This window comes from Pseudomonas sp. Irchel 3H3, from assembly GCF_900187635.1.
Lineage (GTDB): Bacteria > Pseudomonadota > Gammaproteobacteria > Pseudomonadales > Pseudomonadaceae > Aquipseudomonas.
On sequence record NZ_FYEC01000004.1, the window covers coordinates 274,664 to 293,906 of the forward strand.

Consider the following 19,243-nt stretch of genomic DNA (forward strand, 5'->3'; position numbering starts at 1 on the left):
GGCTCTGGAGACCTGATCAAATATTGATTTTAGTCAATCCTGCGCCTTGCGTATGGGCTCTATGACACATGAACCTTGGTCTTGTGACCGCATTAGCTTCTCGCTCGTTCCTGGCCTTGGGTAGAATCGTTTCTTTTACCCCGTTGAAGGAAGGCTAATGGCTCAGCCCTACAGTGCGCGCAGCCGCGCTATCGAACCTTTCCACGTCATGGCCCTGCTGGCGCGCGCCAACGAGCTGCAAGCAGCCGGGCACGACGTCATTCACCTGGAAATCGGCGAACCGGACTTCACCACTGCCGAACCGATCATCCAGGCTGGCCAGGCAGCGCTGACGGCGGGGAAAACCCGATACACCGCGGCGCGCGGCATACCTGAACTGCGTGAAGCCATCAGCGGCTTCTACGAGCAACGCTACGGCTTGAACATCGATCCGCAACGCATCCTGATCACCCCAGGTGGCTCCGGCGCGCTGTTGCTCGCCAGTGCCTTGCTGGTGGACCCAGGCAAGCACTGGTTGCTGGCCGACCCCGGTTACCCGTGCAACCGCCACTTCCTGCGGTTGGTGGAGGGTGCGGCGCAACTGGTGCCGGTAGGGCCGGAGGTGCGTTACCAACTGACTCCGGACCTGGTGCAGCGCTATTGGGACCAGGACAGCGTCGGCGCACTGGTGGCATCTCCGGCCAACCCGACCGGGACCATTCTGACCCGCGACGAACTGGCTGGGCTGTCGACGGCGATCAAGGGGCGCAACGGCCACCTGGTGGTGGACGAGATCTACCATGGCCTGACCTACGGCACCGATGCCGCCAGCGTGCTGGAAGTAGATGACAGTGCCTTTGTCCTGAATAGTTTTTCCAAATATTTCGGCATGACCGGCTGGCGCCTGGGCTGGCTAGTGGCGCCGCAAGGGGCGGTCAGCGAGTTGGAGAAGCTCGCGCAGAACCTCTATATCAGCGCACCGAGCATGGCCCAGTACGCGGCATTGGCCTGTTTCGAGCCGCAAACCTTGAGCATTCTGGAAGAGCGCCGCGCCGAATTCGGCCGGCGCCGCGATTTCCTCCTGCCGGCGTTGCGTGAGCTGGGCTTTGGCATTGCGGTAGAGCCCGAAGGCGCGTTCTATCTGTATGCGGACATCAGCGCCTTTGGTGGCGATGCCTTTGCGTTCTGTCGGCATTTCCTGGAAACCGAACACATCGCCTTTACCCCGGGGCTGGACTTCGGCCGGCACCAGGCCGGGCATCACGTGCGGTTTGCCTACACCCAGAGCCTGCCGCGGTTGCAGGAAGCGGTGGAGCGAATTGCCCGTGGCTTGCGGAGCTGGCAAGGCTGATGCGCTTCGATCCCCCTCTGGAAGAAGGTCGGCTGATCCGACGATACAAGCGTTTTCTCGCCGATATCGAAACTGTTAGCGGCGAGATGCTCACCATTCACTGCCCTAACACCGGCTCGATGTTCAATTGCATGGTCGAAGGCGGGCAGGTCTGGTTCAGCCGCTCCAACGACCCCAAGCGCAAATTACCCGGCACCTGGGAAATCAGCGAAACCCCGCAAGGACGCCTGGCGTGTGTCAACACGGCGCGGGCCAACCCGTTGATCGAGGAAGCGCTGCGCGCCGGGCTGATCAGCGAGCTGGCCGGCTTTACCGGGCTCAAGCGGGAAGTGCCGTACGGGCAGGAGAACAGCCGGATCGATTTCCGCCTCGATTACCCCCACGGACCGGCCTTCGTCGAAGTCAAAAGTGTCACCCTGGGGTTCGACGGCTCGGCGGTCGCGGCTTTTCCCGATGCGGTGACTCAGCGCGGTGCCAAGCATTTGCGCGAGCTGGCGTGCCTGGCCCGGGACGGGGTTCGCGCTGTGCAGTTGTATTGCGTGAACCTGACCGGTATCGAGGCAGTGCGCCCGGCGGTGGAGATCGATCCGGGCTACGCCGCCGCCCTGGCGCAGGCCAAAGCGTCCGGGGTTGAAGTGTTGGCCTACGGCGTGAGCCTGAGCGCCGAGGAAATCAGGGTCGATCGGCGTCTTCAGGTGCTGCTCGGCGTTTAGCCTTGGACCCAGATGCCTTGGGCGTCTTCGCGGCACTGCAGGGCCTTGAGTGATTGGCCGGCGCAAGGCCCAGCCACACATTCACCGCTCTCGATCAGGAACAGTGCGCCATGGGTGGCGCACTGGATCAGGCTGGCGCTGGGGTCGAGGAATTGGTCCGGCTGCCATTCCAGGCCGACGCCACGGTGCGGGCAACGGTTCTGGTAAGCGTAGACCCGGCCTTTGCGGCGCACGGCAAAGATCTTTTGCCCGGCAATCTCGAAGCCACGGCTGCTGGCATCGACCAGTTCGGCGCTGGTACAAAGAAACTTCATGACTATCCTCAGGTGCCGAAGACCCTGGCCTGCGGCGGTTATGTGCTGCGTGCGCTGGTTAGCAAATATGTCCGTGCTTGACGCGCAAATGCTAACAATTATCAAATGCCGGCTTCGCCCGCGAAGGTGCGTTAGCTATAGCGCCTGGGATTGTGCGGGAAAACTCCTGAAAGGAAACCCTGTTATGCGCCTGAGTACCAGCGCTATCGCGCTCTGTGTCGGACTTCTGGTTACCCATGGGGCCGCAGCGGCCGAATTGCCGCAACGCTGGGTCAGTGCCGGGGGCGCGCTGTCGGAGTGGGTCAGTGCCTTGGGCGCGCAGGCCAAGCTGGTGGGAGTGGACACCACCAGCCAGCACCCGGAGTCACTCAAGAGCTTGCCGAGTATCGGTTATCAACGCCAACTGTCGGCGGAAGGCATTTTGAGCCTGCGTCCGCAGATCCTGATCGGCACCGAAGAAATGGGCCCGCCGCCGGTGTTGTCGCAGATTCGCAGTGCCGGGGTCCAGGTCGAGCTGTTCTCGGCTCAGCCGGACTTGCCCACCCTGCAGAACAATTTGCAGCATCTGGGGCGCTTGCTGGGCAGCGAGGCGCAGGCCACGGCACTGTTCGACGGTTATCAACAGCAAATTGCGCAGCAGCAGGCCTGGGTCAGCCAGGCCCAGTCCAGCGCCAAGGCACCGGGTGTGCTGCTGTTGCTGGGCCACGCCGGGGGCAAGCCGTTGATTGCGGGTAAAGACACCGCGGCCGATTGGCTACTGCAACAGGCCGGCGGGCATAACCTGGCGACCCACAGTGGCTATAAGCCGTTTTCGGTGGAGTCCCTGGCGGGGCTAACGCCGGATGTCCTGGTGTTCTCGGACCGGGCATTGACCGGCGATGCCGCACGTGAAGCGTTGTTCAAGCAGAACCCGATCCTCGCCTCGACGCCGGCGGCCAAGGCCGGTCGCGTCCTGGAGCTCGACCCGACGCTGTTGGTCGGCGGCCTGGGACCGCGTTTGCCGCAAAGCCTGGTCAAGCTGTCTGCCGGGTTCTATCCGGCTGAGTCCGCCAAGGCCACTGCCGCCCAATGAGTACTCTGGTAAAACCGCGTTCGTTGTTCATTGGCCTGGGTCTGCTGTGTGTGCTGGCGACCTGGCTGTCCCTGGCCCTGGGCCCCGTCAGCTTGCCGTTGCTGGACACCTTGCGGGCGGCCCTGCGTATGCTCGGGTTGCCGATTGCGGGTGATGGTCTGGAGCAGGCCGAGCTGATACTCGGGCAGATCCGTTTGCCGCGTACCTTGCTCGGGCTGGCGGTGGGTGGCGTCCTAGCCCTGTCTGGGGTGGCGATGCAGGGGCTGTTCCGCAACCCGCTGGCGGACCCGGGTCTGGTGGGGGTTTCCAGTGGCGCGGCCCTCGGCGCGGCGATCGCGATTGTCGGTGGTTCGTTGTTTGGCGGAATGCCGGAGGCGATCGGTCCGTACTTGTTGTCGATCTGTGCCTTCCTCGGCGGCCTGGGGGTGACGGCGCTGGTTTATCGTCTGGGCCGGCGCAACGGCCAGACCAACGTCGCGACCATGTTGCTGGCGGGCATCGCCCTGACGGCGTTGGCGGGGTCGGCGGTGGGCTTGTTCACTTATCTGGCCGACGATGCGACCTTGCGCACCCTGACGTTCTGGAACCTGGGCAGTCTCAATGGCGCCAGCTACGCGCGGCTCTGGCCCTTGCTGCTGGTGACGGTGGTGGTGGCGCTATGGTTGCCGCGCCGGGCCAAGGCATTGAATGCGCTGCTGCTTGGCGAGTCCGAGGCCAGTCATCTGGGGATCAATGTCGAGCGGCTCAAGCGCGAACTGGTGTTCTGCACTGCGCTAGGGGTGGGTGCGGCTGTCGCGGCGGCGGGGATGATCGGCTTTGTCGGCCTGGTGGTGCCGCACCTGGTGCGGTTGCTGGCCGGACCCGATCACCGGGTGTTGCTGCCGGCCTCGATCCTGGCGGGCGCCAGCCTGTTATTGCTGGCCGACCTGGTGGCGCGCCTGGCGCTGGCACCGGCGGAATTACCAATCGGCATCGTCACCGCGTTCATTGGTGCACCGTTCTTTCTGTTTCTGTTGTTGCGAGGTCGTGCCTGATGCTGCGCGTGGAAAACCTGCAGATCCGTCGAGGCGGCAACATCGTCCTGGCGGACATCGACCTTGCGCTCAACCCAGGCGAGGTGCTTGGTGTGCTGGGCCCCAACGGTGCTGGCAAAAGCACCTTGCTGGCAGCCCTGTGCGGGGAACTGCGTGCCGATCATGGCCACGTCTGGCTGGACCAGCGCCCATTGAGTGAGTGGGACGGCGCCCAGCGCGCGCAGCGCCTGGCCGTGCTGCCGCAGAGTTCGACCCTGGATTTCGCCTTCCGCGTCGAGGAGGTGGTCGGCATGGGCCGCTTGCCGCATCAGACCGGCCGCCAGCGAGATGACGAAATTGTCGCCGCGGCCTTGCAAGCAGCTGACGTTGCCCACTTGAGCGGGCGCAGCTACACCGCACTCTCGGGTGGTGAGCGCCAGCGGGTGCACCTGGCGCGGGTGCTGGCGCAGCTATGGCCGGGTGAAGCAGGGCAGACCTTGCTGCTCGATGAGCCAACCTCGATGCTCGACCCCTTGCATCAACACACGACGTTGCAGGCCGTGCGCCAGTTTGCCGATCGCGGTGCGGCGGTGCTGGTGATCCTGCATGACCTCAATCTGGCCGCGCGCTACTGTGACCGCATTCTGCTCCTGGAAAACGGTCGCCCCCACGCCTTGGACACCCCGCAACAGGTACTGCGCCCCGAGTCCCTGCAGGCGGTGTTCGGCCTGGAGGTGTTGGTGCAGCCGCACCCGGAGCGTGGGCATCCGCTGATCATTGCCCGTTGAGGTGAGCTCATGGGTCGAATCCTGATTCTGTTGTGCCTGCTGCTGGCGGCCTGCCAGAGCGGGGTGCCGACAGGCGTAGGTCAGCCTGCTGGCGAGATTGTCGATCTGCGCAGCGGGCAGACACTGACGGCCCAGGCGCTGGTCGAGCGTTTGGCCGCAGCGCCCCGGGTGATCGTCGGCGAGCAGCATGACAACCCTGATCACCACCAGGTCCAACTATGGCTGTTGCACGCGTTGGCCCAGCGCCGGGTGCAAGGCAGTCTGTTGCTGGAAATGCTCACCCCCGGGCAACAGGCCGCGGTCGATCAACTGCGCGCACGCAGTCCGGGGCAATGGCCGGCTGATCTGCCGGCCGCGCTGGCCTGGCAGCCGGGTTGGGACTGGAGTCTGTATGGCCCGATTGTGCGTTATGCCTTGGCCCAGCCTTATCCCTTGCTGGCAGCCAATCTCGATGGGCCTGAGGTGCGGCGTCTCTACAAAGAGGCACCAGCCCTGAGCGGTGGGCGCTCGAATGCGGCCTCGGTCAGGGCGTCGTTGCTGGCGCAAATTGCGTTATCCCATTGCGGCCTGCTACCCGAGAGCCAGATGCCGGCGATGCTGGCCGTGCAGCAACACCGCGATCGGCGAATGGTCGAGCGCCTGATGATTGCACCGACGCCCGCCATGCTATTGGCCGGTGGTTATCACGCTCGCCTGGATCTCGGGGTGCCGGTGCGCATGGCAGATCTCGACGCGCGCCCGCCAGCGGTGGTGTTGATGCTGGCGGAGAAAGGTCAGCCAGTGGCAACGGCCTCGGCGGATTACGCCTGGTACACGGCCGTCCGGCCGGTGCAGGATTATTGCGCCTCAATGCGCCAGTGAGCGACTGACGGTGGGTAATCGACAGGCAAAAAAAGACCCGGCAAGAGCCGGGTCAAATAACCGTGATTAGCCTGATGAGGAGATAATCTGAGAGTCCGAACCAATGGTCTTCCAGAAGATCAGCTGATCTCGCGACCAGTTGTGATAATCATAACGATTCTCATTTCTAAGTCAACGGATGATTCTCGAATTCTTTTTCATTTCTCTAAACGCTTGTTTGAAACCCCTTTAAACCCTGGGGTTGCCCGCTGTCGAACGGGCTCAATTCTTTTGTCGGGACGAGATGGCTTCCAGTTGTTTGTTGAGGGCGTCTTTGCGTTCGGCGGGAATATCGTTCCAGTGCATGTCCAGCAGTGCCCCCTCGATCGCGTACAGCAGCACCTTCGATGCGCGGAACCCGCGGGTGCGTACCGCCCTGTAAGCATCCACCGCCCCCAGCCGGCGCAAATCCGAAGCACTGTGAATGCCTACGGCATGCAGCCATTGCGCCGACGTCTTGCCAAGATTCTTCAGGTGTTGCAGTTCGTCATTCATCAAGCCTCCTTGCGATGGGCGAAGAGTGCGTTGGGCGGACCTTTGAGGAGTGTAGCGGTCAGTAGGAAAAGCGTAGTTCTTTGGTCGGTTTGAACGCAAAAGCTTCTAAGGCCATGTGCCAGATGGCTCTGCGAGAGGCGTTGCGACGGGGGCGGGTGTCGTGAAAACGACGCACCAAGTCCGGCCCCGTGGCGGCGCCAGAGGCTCAGTGGGTGTGAGTCGGATTAGCGGGTGCGGTAACGCAGGCGGGTACCGAAGTTCATCGACATAAGGATTTCGTCGGCCGAAAGTTCGGGCGGGAAGTAGGCGCCGGAAATTTGCGCATGGGCCAGGCTCGCGCCTTCCAGGGAGGCCTGGCGAAAATCAATGCCGCGCAGGTCGGCGGAGCGGAAGTAGGCATCGCTGAAATCAATGCCTGCAGCGTTCAGTTCGCGCAGATCGAGGCCGCGAAAATCACCGCCCACCATGTCGATGGTGCCGTTCTGTGGGCGTTCGCGATTGAAGCCGTGGATGTCGTCTTTATGCAGCAGGGCGTAGAGCGGGGTATCGAGCAGTGTGGGCTGGCTCATGGGCGTCACCGTGTTGGATTTATGACGCCAGTATAGTGCCACTACGTAACCGGCGTGAGGTCATCACGACCTCACGCCGGTTACCTCGCGTGTTTACAGGCCTGGCAGGCGCTGGCGGATCTGGGCGACGACGGTGTCCAGGGTCCCGCTTTCGTTGGTCTGCACCCGTTTGCTGCAGAGAATCTCTGCAGGCGTCAGGGCTTCGCGATTGGCTTGTTGAGCGGCGATAACGGCCAGGTTGGCGTCGGATGGATCGTTTTTGTCGGCCTGGCGCTGGGCCAGCCAGCTCTCGATCACGGCTTGGGGCGCGTTGCAGTCAAGAATCAGGAAGGGTGCGCCAGTGGCCTCGGCAACGTGCGCCGCGCCATCGCGCTGCTCGCGCTTGAGGTACGTGGCGTCGAGCACCACTGGGAAGCCGGCACGCAGGATCACGTCGGCAATCTCGTGCAGGCGTGCATAGGTGGCGGCGCTGGCGTCGGCGCCGTAGATGCCGGCTTGTGGATCGTTGGGTACCTGTTGCTCGCCGAACAGGCGCTTGCGCTCGACATCGGAACGTAGGCGGATGGCGCCCAGCGCTTCAACCAGGCGCATGGCCACGCGGCTTTTGCCGACTGCCGAGACGCCGTGGGTGATGGCCAGGAAGCGCGATGGGATGGTGCTGTAGCTTTCCGCCAGGTTGGCGTAGTTGCGGTACTGGCGCAGGGTAGTGGCCCGCTGCACGGGGGTCGCATCGGCAGGCATGCTGAACAGGCTGACCTTGGCGCGCACCAGGGCGCGGTAGGCTTTGTAGAAGTTCAGCAGCTCCAGGCCCTGGTAATCGCCGGTCAGCTCCAGGTACTGGCTCATGAAGCGGCGAGCGAGGCTTTTCAGGCCGCGGTCTTCCAGGTCCATCGCGAGGAAACCGGTATCGGCATAGACGTCGGTGAAGCGGAACGGCTCGTTGAATTCGATGCAGTCGAAAATCACCACGTTGCCGTCGATCACGGTGGCGTTGCCCAGGTGGATATCACCGTGGCATTCGCGGATGAAACCCTCGACCTTGCGTTGGGCCAGCAGCGGCTTGAGGCGCTCGAAGCTGCTTTGCGCCCAGGCTTGCAGGGCTTCGAGTTGCAGCAGGTCGGCCTTGTCGTTGAGGAACGGACGAATCTGCTCGAAGTTCTGCTGTACCGGGGCCATGACGCTGTCCGGTGTGCCGGCTTCGTGGTCGGCCGGAACGCGCGGCGCTTCGAGGTGGAAGCGGGCAATCTGTTGGGCCATCGCGTCGATGTGCGCGGTGGTCAGCTCGCCGTTGGCCTGCAGAGTGCTGAGCAGTTGGCTTTGCGGGAACTGGCGCATTTTCAGCGCGTAGTCCAGTACCGGACCGCTGCCGCCCAGTTGGGGGGCTTCAGCGCTGCCGGTGATCGGCAAGACTTCCAGGTACAGGTCGTTGGTCAGGCGCTGGTTGAGGCGCAGTTCCTCGGCGCAGAAGTGCTCGCGAGCGTCGAGCGTGGTGAAGTCGAGGAAGCCGAAGTTCACCGGTTTTTTCACTTTATAGGCGTAGGGGCCGGTGAGCAGCACCCAGGAGATGTGCGTCTCGATGACCTGGAATCCGTCTACCGGATGCGGGTAGAGGGCCGGGTTTTGCAGGGCAGCGATCAGGGATTGGCTCACGGGCGATCCTTCAGAGTCTGGAAAAATTCAAGGGCGCCATTATGGCCGCAAGCGGGGCCAACGCAAACCTCGCGGGGCTCATGTTGATCAGGAATAAAGTGCGTATAATCCGCCGCCATGACTCGTACCCGATCCCCCCGCACTGCTAAAAAACGTCCCTCCAAAGGCCTGAGCCCTTGGCTGGGCTGGGCCCTGAAGTTCAGTCTGGTCGGCCTCGTGGTGCTGGCAGGCTTTGCTGTTTACCTTGATGCCGTGGTCCAGGAGAAGTTCTCCGGCAAGCGCTGGACCATTCCAGCCAAGGTTTACGCCCGTCCGCTGGAGCTGTTCGTCGGACAAAAGCTCAGCAAGCAAGATTTCCTCACGGAACTCGATGCCCTGGGCTATCGCCGCGAAAGCGTGGCCAATGGCCCGGGTGCGGCGGCAGTCAGTGGCAATACCGTGGACCTGAATACCCGTGGTTTCCAGTTCTATGAAGGCATGGAGAAGGCCCAGCCGGTGCGTGTGCGCTTCTCCGGCGACTACGTGGCCGAGCTGTCCGCGCTGAACGGGTCGAAGCTGTCCGTGGTGCGGCTGGAGCCGTTGCTGATCGGCGGGATCTACCCGAAAAATCTCGAAGATCGGATTCTGATCAAGCTCGATCAGGTCCCGCCCTACTTGCTGGAAACCCTGGTCGCGGTCGAGGACCGGGATTTCTACAGCCACTGGGGTGTGTCGCCCAAATCGATTGCCCGGGCCGTCTGGGTCAACACCTCTGGCGGCAAAATGACCCAGGGCGGCAGCACGCTGACCCAGCAATTGGTCAAGAACTTCTACCTGACCAACGAGCGCAGCCTGAGCCGCAAGCTGACCGAAGCGATGATGGCGATGTTGCTTGAGTTGCATTACGACAAGCGCGAAATTCTTGAGGCGTACCTCAATGAGGTGTTCGTCGGTCAGGATGGGCAGCGCGCGGTGCACGGGTTTGGCCTGGCGAGTCAGTTCTTCTTCGGCCAGCCGTTGTCCGAGCTGAAACTGCATCAAGTGGCCATGCTGGTGGGCATGGTCAAGGGGCCGTCCTACTACAACCCGCGGCGCAACCCCGAGCGGGCGCTTGAGCGGCGTAACCTGGTGCTGGATGTCCTCGAGCAACAGGGCGTGGCCACGGCCGAGCAGGTGGCAGCCGCGAAAAAACTGCCACTGGGTGTGACCACCCGCGGCAAGCTGGCCGACAGTTCGTTCCCGGGCTTTATCGACCTGGTCAAGCGTCAACTGCGCGAAGACTACCGCGACGAAGACCTGACGGAAGAAGGCTTGCGGATTTTCACCAGCTTCGACCCGATCCTGCAGATGAAAGCGGAAGCTTCGGTCAACGACACCTTCAAGCGTCTTTCCGGACGCAAAGGTGCGGACGAGGTCGAGGCGGCAATGGTGGTAACCAACCCGGAAACCGGGGAAGTACAGGCCATGATTGGCAGTCGCCAGGCCGGCTTTGCCGGGTTCAACCGGGCGCTGGATGCGGTGCGCCCGATCGGTTCGCTGATCAAGCCAGCGGTGTATCTGACGGCGCTGGAGAAGCCGAGCAAGTACACCCTGACCAGTTGGCTGTCCGACGATTCGTTCTCGGTAAAAGGCGCCGATGGCCAGGTCTGGAAACCGCAGAACTATGATCGTCGGTCCCACGGCACGGTCTTCCTGTATCAGGGACTGGCGCATTCCTACAACCTCTCGACCGCACGCCTGGGTCTGGAAGTCGGGGTGCCGAATGTCCTGAAGACCCTCGGCCGCCTCGGCGTCACGCGTGAGTTCCCGGCCTTCCCGTCGATGTTGTTGGGGGCGGGTGCCCTGACGCCGATCGAAGTGGCAACCATGTACCAGACCCTGGCCAACGGTGGTTTTAATACGCCGATGCGCGGGATTCGCAGCGTGCTGACGGCCGAGGGCGAGCCGCTCAAGCGTTATCCATTCCAGATCCAGCAGCGCTTTGATCCTGCGTCCATTTATCTGATCCAGAGCGCCATGCAGCGGGTGATGCGCGAGGGTACCGGCAGTTCGGTTTATAACGTGCTGCCCAAGACGTTGACCCTGGCAGGCAAGACCGGTACCAGTAACGATTCGCGCGATAGCTGGTTCGCAGGTTTCAGCCAGGATCTGCTGGCGGTGGTGTGGCTGGGTCGCGATGACAACGGCAAGACGCCGTTCACCGGGGCCACCGGTGCGCTGCAGGTCTGGAGCAGTTTCATGCGCAAGGCCGACCCGCTGCCGCTGGACATGCCACAGCCGGACAACATCGTGCAGGCCTGGGTCGATTCGCGGACCGGGCAGGGCTCGGATGCCAGTTGCCCGGGCGCGGTGCAGATGCCGTATATTCGCGGCAGCGAACCGCCTCCCGGCGCCGCCTGCGGTGGCACAGACCCCGCCTCAGGCGAATCGGTGATGGACTGGGTCAAGGGCTGGATGAATTAAGCAGAGAGGGTTTCAAGTGAACAAGTGGTTTATTCCAGCGGTGACGCTGACGGCTCTGACTTTGCTCAGTGGCTGCTCGACCGTGCAGCGCGGCTCGATTCCGGTGGTCGATTCGGGCACTGCGGTGTCCAACAGCGAGCGGCTCTCTGCCAACGGCGGCTTTCGCAAGACCACCGTGACCCGCCCGACACAGGGCCAGGTCCAGGCCATCCCACAGGGTGATACCGGTGTGGTGGTGATGGTGCCAGGGGGCGGCGCCACGACCTCGACGCCGATCAGCACCCAGCCGATCACCCCAGGGCCGATCAGTTCCGGGCCGATTACTCCGGGGCCGGTCGACAGTGGCCCGCTCGTACCGAGCACCAGCTACAGCCTGCCGCCGACGCCGAGCGGCGTGCCTTCTGCCAGCAGCGCGGCCGGTGGCCTGTCGGCTGACGAGCAGTTGGACGGTCCGGTGCTGGCCTTGCTCACCACGGCCCAGCAGCAACAGGCGGGTGGTGACCTCAATGGCGCGTCTTCGAGCCTTGAGCGGGCCCAGCGGGTAGCCCCGCGTGAGCCGCAAGTGCTCTATCGCCTGGCGCAAGTGCGCATGGCCCAAGGCGATGCGCCCCAGGCGGAGCAGTTCGCCCGTCGTGGTTTGACCCTGGCCAATGGCCGTCCTGACTTGCAGGCTAGCCTGTGGGGGTTGATCGCCCAGGCGCGTGAGCAGCAGGGCGATGCCGCCGGTGCGGCCCAGGCGCGGCAGAAGGCCAAGGTTACGCTGTGATGGATCAACGTTTTCCGAAAATTGCCGAGCAACTGTTGCTGATCGAGCGCGAATTGCGGGTCCAGGGCTGGTGGGACGAGGTTTCGCCTTCTGCGCAGGCGCTGTCCAGCGTCGAGCCGTTTTCGGTCGACACCCTGGACTTCGAGCAGTGGCTGCAATGGATCTTCCTGCCACGTATGAAGCTGATCCTCGAACAGGATCTGCCCTTGCCCAACGCCTCGGGGATTCAGGAGATGGCCGAAATGGTCTTCGCCGCCCGCGATGTCCAGGGCCGGGATCGTCAATTGCAGGTTCTGCTCAAAGAGTTCGACCAACTGATCAGCGCCTCCCGTTGATGTGCTCACTGCCAGCGTCCTGCTGGCGGTGACGTTCAATCCCCCAGAAAATCCCCTCTGTGCGCCGCGACCGGTGCGTTCGTATGCCATTTTCCTGCCAAAACTGCGCAATTGAAATAATCCGACCTGGGGTTTGGCGGTTTTTTCTTGCGTTCTCATGCGCTTAGTTCGAATTAAGCACATTGACGGCTTGACTTGCAGAGGGCGAAACAGAAGAATCCAAAGTCCGCTGTAGAGGGACTGCCAGAAGCAGGCCCGCTCAGCAGATCATGAGGCGCACATCCGCGCCGACCTGTTACACCCGCAACGCGTTACCTCGCGCTGGGTGGGAAAGTCCCGCAACACTTGGGACGCTCCCAATACTTGCTCAGTCAGTGCTGACGTAGTCGGCGACCACCGTCGCTCATGCTCTGCTGAGAAGTAAACCTATTAAGACCCGTCCCCTTATGTGGGCGGTATTCTGGCGTTTTAGAGGTGAACAACGTGGAGCTTTTATCTGGCGGTGAGATGCTCGTCCGCTTTTTGCGTGACGAAGGCGTCAAATATATCTACGGGTACCCGGGTGGTGCTCTCCTTCATGTATACGATGCCCTGTTCAAAGAACCGGAAGTGACTCACATCCTGGTTCGCCACGAACAAGCGGCTACCCATATGGCTGACGGCTATGCCCGTGCCACCGGTAAAGCCGGCGTGGTATTGGTGACTTCCGGTCCAGGCGCCACAAACGCCATCACCGGGATTGCCACCGCCTATATGGACTCGATTCCAATGGTGATCATTTCCGGTCAGGTGCCTAGCACCATGGTCGGCACCGACGCGTTCCAGGAAACCGACATGATCGGTATCTCCCGGCCGATCGTGAAGCACAGCTTCATGATCAAGCACGCTTCGGAAATCCCGGAAGTCATGAAGAAGGCGTTCTACCTGGCGCAATCCGGTCGTCCTGGTCCGGTGGTTGTCGATATTCCGAAAGACATGACCAACCCGGCCGAGAAGTTCGAATACGTCTTCCCGAAAAAAGCCAAGCTGCGTTCCTACAGCCCGGCTGTTCGTGGTCACTCCGGGCAAATCCGCAAGGCGGCAGAAATGCTCCTGGCGGCCAAGCGTCCTGTGTTGTACGCAGGTGGCGGCGTGATCCTCGGTGGCGGCTCCGCGCCGCTGACCGAACTGGCCCAGATGCTCAACCTGCCCGTAACCAATACCCTGATGGGCCTGGGTGCCTACCCTGGCACCGACCGTCAGTTCATTGGCATGCTCGGCATGCACGGCAGCTACACCGCCAACCTGGCCATGCACCATGCTGACGTGATCCTGGCGGTCGGCGCGCGTTTCGATGACCGAGTGATCAACGGCCCGGCGAAATTCTGCCCGAATGCCAAGATCATCCACATCGATATCGACCCGGCTTCGATCTCCAAGACCATCAAGGCCGACGTGCCAATCGTGGGCCCGGTGGAAAGCGTCCTGAACGAAATGGTCGCGATCCTCAAGGAAATCGGCGAGACCCCGAACAAGGAGTCCGTTGCCAGTTGGTGGAAGCAAGTGGACGAGTGGCGCGGTGATCGTGGCCTGTTCCCTTACGACAAGGGCGATGGCAGCGTCATCAAGCCGCAGACCGTGATCGAGACCCTGTGCGAAGTGACCAAGGGCGATGCCTTTGTGACCTCCGACGTGGGTCAACACCAGATGTTCGCGGCGCAGTACTACAAGTTCAACAAGCCAAACCGCTGGATCAACTCCGGCGGCCTGGGCACCATGGGCTTCGGTTTCCCAGCGGCCATGGGTATCAAGTTGAGCTTCCCGGATGTCGATGTTGCCTGCGTCACAGGCGAAGGCAGCATCCAGATGAACATCCAGGAGCTGTCCACCTGCCTGCAGTACGGCTTGCCGGTCAAGATCGTGATCCTCAACAACGGTGTGCTGGGCATGGTTCGCCAGTGGCAAGACATGAGCTATGGCAGCCGTCATTCGCACTCCTACATGGAGTCGCTGCCTGACTTCGTCAAGCTGGCCGAGGCCTATGGTCACGTCGGCGTGCGCATCACCGACTCGAAAGACCTCAAGTCGAAGATGGAAGAAGCGTTTGCCATGAAGGATCGCCTGGTCGTGATCGATATTTCGGTCGACACCAGCGAGCACGTCTACCCGATGCAGATCAAAGACGGCTCCATGCGCGATATGTGGCTGAGCAAGACGGAGCGTACTTAATCATGCGGCACATTATTTCCTTGCTACTGGAAAACGAACCGGGCGCTCTGTCGCGTGTAGTCGGGCTGTTCTCGCAGCGTAACTACAACATCGAAAGCCTGACCGTGGCACCTACCGAAGACCCGACCCTGTCGCGTCTGACGCTGACCACCGTAGGGCACGATGAAGTCATCGAGCAGATCACCAAGAACCTGAACAAGCTGATCGAAGTGGTCAAGCTGGTCGACCTGTCGGAAAGCGCGCACATCGAGCGCGAGCTGATGCTGGTCAAGGTCAAGGCTACCGGTGCCCAGCGCGCCGAGATCAAACGCACTACGGATATTTATCGTGGGCAGATCGTAGATGTCAGCGCCAGCGTGTATACCGTTCAACTGACCGGTACCAGCGACAAGCTCGACAGCTTCATCCAGTCCATTGGCACCGCTTCGATCCTGGAAACCGTCCGTAGCGGCGTAACCGGTATTGCCCGCGGCGACAAAGTACTCAGCATCTAAACCAAATTAGCGAATGGCCTGAACGGCCTGGATATATAGGGGAATTTCATGAAAGTTTATTACGAAAAAGACTGCGACCTGTCCATCATCCAGGGCAAGAAAGTTGCCATCATCGGTTACGGTTCCCAAGGTCACGCTCAAGCGTGCAACCTGAAAGATTCCGGCGTTGACGTTACCGTTGGCCTGCGTAAAGGTTCGGCTACCGTTGCCAAGGCTGAAGCTCACGGCCTGAAAGTGACTGACGTGGCTTCCGCTGTTGCAGCTGCCGACCTGGTCATGATCCTGACCCCGGACGAGTTCCAGTCTGCCCTGTACAAGAACGAAATCGAGCCGAACATCAAGAAGGGCGCCACCCTGGCCTTCTCCCACGGCTTCGCGATCCACTACAACCAGGTTGTGCCGCGCGCTGACCTCGACGTGATCATGATCGCGCCGAAGGCTCCAGGCCACACCGTGCGTTCCGAGTTCGTCAAAGGCGGCGGTATTCCTGACCTGATCGCGATCTACCAGGATGCTTCGGGCAATGCCAAAAACGTTGCACTGTCCTACGCGGCTGGCGTTGGCGGTGGTCGTACCGGCATCATCGAAACCACCTTCAAGGACGAGACCGAAACCGACCTGTTCGGCGAACAAGCCGTTCTGTGCGGCGGTACCGTTGAGCTGGTAAAAGCCGGTTTCGAAACCCTGGTTGAAGCTGGCTACGCGCCAGAAATGGCCTACTTCGAGTGCCTGCACGAACTGAAGCTGATCGTTGACCTCATGTACGAAGGCGGTATCGCCAACATGAACTACTCGATCTCCAACAACGCCGAGTACGGCGAGTACGTGACCGGCCCGGAAGTCATCAACGCCGAATCCCGTCAGGCCATGCGCAACGCCCTGAAACGCATTCAGGACGGCGAGTACGCCAAGATGTTCATCAGCGAAGGTGCAACCGGCTACCCTTCGATGACCGCCAAGCGTCGTAACAACGCTGCACACGGTATCGAAATCATCGGCGAGCAACTGCGTTCGATGATGCCGTGGATCGGTGCCAACAAGATCGTCGACAAAGCCAAAAACTAAGTCACGACCCTGTACGAAAAACGCGGCTTAGGCCGCGTTTTTTCGTTTGGCGGGCTGGTTCTGGTATAAAGCTGCATCGTTTGTGCTGCGAACCGTTGACGCAGACACCTGTCAAAAATTTCCACACCGTTGCAAGGTACTGTCCATGAGCGAACGTCCCGAAGAGCCAAACCAGGCTTCTGACGCCGAAAGCCTGCTGCCCATCGATGAACACATCGAAGAAGGGCATGATGCTGAAGGCCGTAAAGTCCGGCATCGTGGTATCTATCTTCTGCCGAATCTGTTCACCACCGCGAACCTGTTCGCGGGGTTCTACTCCATCATTAACTCGATGAGCGCGCAGAGCGCCTTGAGTGCCGGTGATGCTGCCGGCGCGAGCAAGTACTTTGCTTTCGCGGCAATCGCGATCTTTGTCGCCATGGTGCTCGACGGCCTGGATGGCCGGGTAGCGCGGATGACCAATACCCAGAGCGCCTTTGGCGCCGAGTACGACTCGCTGTCGGACATGGTTGCCTTTGGTGTTGCACCGGCGTTGCTGGCCTTCGGCTGGGCCCTGGGCGATATGGGCAAGGTCGGCTGGATGGTTGCCTTCATCTATGTGGCGGGCGCGGCCTTGCGTCTGGCGCGCTTCAACACCCAGGTGGGGACCGCGGACAAGCGTTACTTCATCGGCCTGGCCAGCCCGGCTGCCGCGGGTGTGGTGGCGGGTATCGTCTGGGCCTTCAGTGACTACGGGATCCAGGGCTCGAAAATGTCCTTCCTGGTGGCGCTGATGGTGGCTGCGGCCGGCATGTTGATGGTCAGCAACATCAAGTACAACAGCTTCAAGGAGCTGGACCTGAAGGGGCGTGTGCCTTTTGTGGCGATCCTGGCGGTGGTGCTGGTGTTTGCCGTGGTGTTCAGCGATCCGCCGCGCATTCTGCTCCTGGTGTTCCTCGCCTATGCCGCCTCTGGTCCGGTGCAGTACTTGTTACACCTTCGCCGGCACAAAAAAGCCGAGTGAGGTAATTTCCCCCATACTCCGCAGTCTATTGGTGCATCAGTCCTCCAATGCTGCGGAGTTGTCATGTTATTCAAATTCCCCAAATCGTCCGACTGCCCTGAGTCGGACGTCACGCCTGAATCCCTCTATATATCTCGCCGCAGCGTGCTGGGCAGTGCAGTCAGCGTAATGGCTGCCAGCAGTCTGCCGCGCTGGGCCAGCGCCGATGACGTCGCGCGATACCCGGACGTCGAGCCGGGCAAGGCGCCAGCCTGGTTCAGCGAGAAACTCCCGGCGACTCGTTGGGGGGCGGTCAACGTCAAGGATGAGTCGATCACGCCCTTCAAGGATGCGACCCACTACAACAACTTCTATGAGTTCGGCACCGACAAGGGGGATCCGGCCGCCAATGCCGGCGCCTTGAAAACCGAACCCTGGAGCGTGGTGGTAGACGGGGAGGTGGGGAAGCCGGGGCGTTATGCCCTGGAAGACCTGATGAAACCCTATCAGTTGGAGGAGCGCATCTACCGACTGCGGTGTGTGGAGGCTTGGTCGATGGTGATCCCCTGGATCGGCTTTCCTCTTTCTGCATTGCTCAAGCAGGTCGAGCCCACTTCCAAGGCCCGGTACATTCGCTTCGAAACCTTGCAGGACCCTCAGAGCATGCCGGGCCAGCGCTCCGGTTTTGCCCTGATCGACTGGCCTTATATAGAAGGGCTGCGCCTGGATGAGGCGATGCATCCGCTGGCGATCCTGGCAGTCGGGATGTACGGGCGTGAATTGCCTAACCAGAACGGCGCGCCATTGCGCTTGGTGGTGCCGTGGAAGTACGGCTTCAAAAGTGTCAAATCCATCGTGCGCATCAGTCTGGTCAGCGAGCAGCCAAAAACCACCTGGCAGAGCATTGCCGCGGATGAGTATGGCTTCTACGCCAATGTGAACCCCACTGTCGATCATCCGCGCTGGACCCAGGCGCGGGAGCGGCGTTTGCCCAGCGGATTGTTCAAGCCCAATGTGCGTGCCACCCAGATGTTCAATGGCTACGCAGATGAAGTAGCCGGCCTGTATGCAGGCATGGACTTGAGGACGAACTACTGATGCGGTTTGTGTTGTGGCGCAGTGCCGTCTTCATAGCGGCGGCGGTGTGGCCGCTGCTCTGGTTGTATGAAGCCTGGAGTTCGGCGTTGGGGCCTGACCCGGGCAAGGTGCTGGTCGATCGCTTGGGTTTGGGAACCCTGACGCTGCTCTTGATTACGTTGAGCATGACGCCTTTGCAGAAATTGAGCGGTTGGGCGGGCTGGATTGCGGTCAGGCGGCAACTGGGGTTGTGGAGTTTTGCCTATGCAGTACTGCATCTGTCTGCCTACCTGGTATTTATCCTTGGCCTGGACTGGTCGCAGTTGGGGGTGGAGCTGAGCAAGCGGCCATACATTATTGTTGGCAGTCTCGGCCTGGTGGGGTTGCTCCTGCTGGCGGCAACGTCCAATCGATACAGTCAGAGACGATTGGGTGTGCGCTGGAGGAAGTTGCACCGCCTGGTCTACGTGATTTTGGGGCTTGGTTTGCTGCACATGTTATGGATAGTTCGTGCGGACCTGAAAGAGTGGGCGATCTATGCCTCTATAGGTGCACTGCTATTAGTCTTGCGTGTGCCTGCCATTGCCCGGCGAATCCCGCGTCTAAAGGGTAAAAAGGCACCTTCTGCAACAAAAGCTTAATTAACGCTTGACGGCAGATCTCAGGTGTCTATAATTCGCCCCACTTCCGGCGCAGTCGAAACGGAAAACTCCTTGGTAAACAATGAGTTACGCAGCTTTCGGCAGCAGGTTGCTTCAGTTCATCGAAGCGCGAAAGGAGTTGAAAAAGAGGTGTTGACAGCAGCGTGTAACGCTGTAGAATTCGCCTCCCGCTACCGAGTGATCGGAAGCGCAAGTGGTTGAAGTTGTTGAGGAAATCTTCAAAAGCTTCTGAAAAATACCACTTGACAGCAAGTGAGGCTGCTGTAGAATGCGCGCCTCGGTTGAGACGAAAGATCTTAACCAACCGCTCTTTAACAACTGAATCAAGCAATTCGTGTGGGTGCTTGTGCTGTCAGACTGATAGTCAA

General features: G+C 61.1%; 19 protein-coding genes. 15 read left to right on the plus strand and 4 right to left on the minus strand.

Annotation, left to right across the window (positions count from 1 at the left end):
* Nucleotides 1-157 precede the first annotated feature (157 nt).
* Nucleotides 158-1,330, plus strand: coding sequence for a pyridoxal phosphate-dependent aminotransferase (locus CKW24_RS07485; protein ID WP_095166581.1), 1,173 nt, complete (start codon nt 158-160; stop codon nt 1,328-1,330).
* Complete coding sequence (gene sfsA / locus CKW24_RS07490) at nt 1,330-2,043, plus strand: DNA/RNA nuclease SfsA (RefSeq protein WP_095166583.1); 714 nt, start codon at nt 1,330-1,332, stop codon at nt 2,041-2,043. Before CKW24_RS07485 ends, sfsA begins: the two co-directional genes overlap by 1 nt.
* On the opposite strand, the gene CKW24_RS07495 is transcribed toward sfsA, so the two are convergent.
* On the minus strand, nt 2,040-2,357 hold the full coding sequence (locus CKW24_RS07495) for a Rieske (2Fe-2S) protein (RefSeq protein ID WP_095166585.1): 318 nt from the start codon (nt 2,355-2,357) through the stop codon (nt 2,040-2,042). The genes sfsA and CKW24_RS07495 overlap by 4 nt on opposite strands.
* Nucleotides 2,358-2,541: 184 nt before the next feature.
* Between CKW24_RS07495 and CKW24_RS07500 the strand changes: the two genes are divergently transcribed.
* Genes CKW24_RS07500 through CKW24_RS07515 form a run of 4 tightly spaced genes read left to right on the plus strand, consistent with a single transcriptional unit; the run spans nt 2,542 to nt 6,091 of the window.
* Nucleotides 2,542-3,429 (plus strand): hemin ABC transporter substrate-binding protein, encoded by an 888-nt coding sequence (locus CKW24_RS07500; RefSeq protein ID WP_095166587.1) that lies wholly within the window; start codon nt 2,542-2,544, stop codon nt 3,427-3,429.
* 50 nt (nt 3,430-3,479) lie between these two features.
* Entirely contained in the window at nt 3,480-4,463 is a 984-nt protein-coding gene (locus CKW24_RS07505) for an iron ABC transporter permease (RefSeq protein WP_162530239.1), read from the plus strand.
* Complete coding sequence (locus CKW24_RS07510) at nt 4,463-5,230, plus strand: heme ABC transporter ATP-binding protein (RefSeq protein WP_095166591.1); 768 nt, start codon at nt 4,463-4,465, stop codon at nt 5,228-5,230. The genes CKW24_RS07505 and CKW24_RS07510 overlap by 1 nt, the downstream gene beginning before the upstream one ends.
* 9 nt (nt 5,231-5,239) lie before the next feature.
* Nucleotides 5,240-6,091, plus strand: coding sequence for a ChaN family lipoprotein (locus CKW24_RS07515; RefSeq protein WP_095166594.1), 852 nt, complete (start codon nt 5,240-5,242; stop codon nt 6,089-6,091).
* Nucleotides 6,092-6,352: 261 nt separating this feature from the next.
* Here CKW24_RS07515 and CKW24_RS07520 read toward each other — a convergent pair whose 3' ends face one another.
* The 3 genes from CKW24_RS07520 to CKW24_RS07530 all read right to left on the minus strand — a co-directional run bounded on the left by CKW24_RS07520 (nt 6,353) and on the right by CKW24_RS07530 (nt 8,844).
* Nucleotides 6,353-6,625: a TfoX/Sxy family protein gene (locus CKW24_RS07520; RefSeq protein ID WP_095166596.1), complete on the minus strand. Its 273-nt coding sequence runs from the start codon at nt 6,623-6,625 to the stop codon at nt 6,353-6,355.
* A 224-nt stretch (nt 6,626-6,849) separates the two neighbouring features.
* The gene (locus CKW24_RS07525; protein WP_095166598.1) at nt 6,850-7,194 is read right to left on the minus strand and encodes a pentapeptide repeat-containing protein; all 345 of its coding nucleotides are present in this window, start codon (nt 7,192-7,194) and stop codon (nt 6,850-6,852) included.
* A gap of 93 nt (nt 7,195-7,287) precedes the next feature.
* Nucleotides 7,288-8,844 carry a bifunctional aminoglycoside phosphotransferase/ATP-binding protein gene (locus CKW24_RS07530; RefSeq protein ID WP_095166600.1) on the minus strand — a complete coding sequence of 519 codons (1,557 nt, stop codon included), beginning with the start codon at nt 8,842-8,844 and terminating at the stop codon, nt 7,288-7,290.
* 117 nt (nt 8,845-8,961) lie between these two features.
* Here CKW24_RS07530 and mrcB point away from each other — a divergent pair, with 117 nt between their 5' ends.
* The 9 genes from mrcB to msrQ all read left to right on the plus strand — a co-directional run bounded on the left by mrcB (nt 8,962) and on the right by msrQ (nt 18,854).
* On the plus strand, nt 8,962-11,286 hold the full coding sequence (gene mrcB, locus CKW24_RS07535) for a penicillin-binding protein 1B (protein WP_095166602.1): 2,325 nt from the start codon (nt 8,962-8,964) through the stop codon (nt 11,284-11,286).
* A gap of 16 nt (nt 11,287-11,302) precedes the next feature.
* The gene (locus tag CKW24_RS07540) at nt 11,303-12,052 is read left to right on the plus strand and encodes a hypothetical protein (protein ID WP_095166604.1); all 750 of its coding nucleotides are present in this window, start codon (nt 11,303-11,305) and stop codon (nt 12,050-12,052) included.
* Complete coding sequence (locus CKW24_RS07545) at nt 12,052-12,387, plus strand: YqcC family protein (protein ID WP_095166606.1); 336 nt, start codon at nt 12,052-12,054, stop codon at nt 12,385-12,387. The genes CKW24_RS07540 and CKW24_RS07545 overlap by 1 nt, the downstream gene beginning before the upstream one ends.
* 483 nt (nt 12,388-12,870) lie before the next feature.
* Nucleotides 12,871-14,595 carry an acetolactate synthase 3 large subunit gene (locus CKW24_RS07550; RefSeq protein ID WP_095166633.1) on the plus strand — a complete coding sequence of 575 codons (1,725 nt, stop codon included), beginning with the start codon at nt 12,871-12,873 and terminating at the stop codon, nt 14,593-14,595.
* Nucleotides 14,596-14,597: 2 nt separating this feature from the next.
* Entirely contained in the window at nt 14,598-15,089 is a 492-nt protein-coding gene (ilvN, locus tag CKW24_RS07555) for an acetolactate synthase small subunit (protein ID WP_003176102.1), read from the plus strand.
* A gap of 48 nt (nt 15,090-15,137) precedes the next feature.
* Nucleotides 15,138-16,154, plus strand: a complete 1,017-nt coding sequence (gene ilvC, locus CKW24_RS07560; protein WP_007948647.1) for a ketol-acid reductoisomerase — start codon at nt 15,138-15,140, stop codon at nt 16,152-16,154.
* 145 nt (nt 16,155-16,299) lie between these two features.
* Nucleotides 16,300-17,157, plus strand: a complete 858-nt coding sequence (gene pssA, locus CKW24_RS07565) for a CDP-diacylglycerol--serine O-phosphatidyltransferase (RefSeq protein ID WP_095166608.1) — start codon at nt 16,300-16,302, stop codon at nt 17,155-17,157.
* Nucleotides 17,158-17,220: 63 nt separating this feature from the next.
* Nucleotides 17,221-18,234 (plus strand): protein-methionine-sulfoxide reductase catalytic subunit MsrP, encoded by a 1,014-nt coding sequence (gene msrP / locus CKW24_RS07570; RefSeq protein WP_095166610.1) that lies wholly within the window; start codon nt 17,221-17,223, stop codon nt 18,232-18,234.
* Nucleotides 18,234-18,854 carry a protein-methionine-sulfoxide reductase heme-binding subunit MsrQ gene (msrQ, locus tag CKW24_RS07575; protein ID WP_095166612.1) on the plus strand — a complete coding sequence of 207 codons (621 nt, stop codon included), beginning with the start codon at nt 18,234-18,236 and terminating at the stop codon, nt 18,852-18,854. Before msrP ends, msrQ begins: the two co-directional genes overlap by 1 nt.
* Nucleotides 18,855-19,243: the final 389 nt, after the last annotated feature.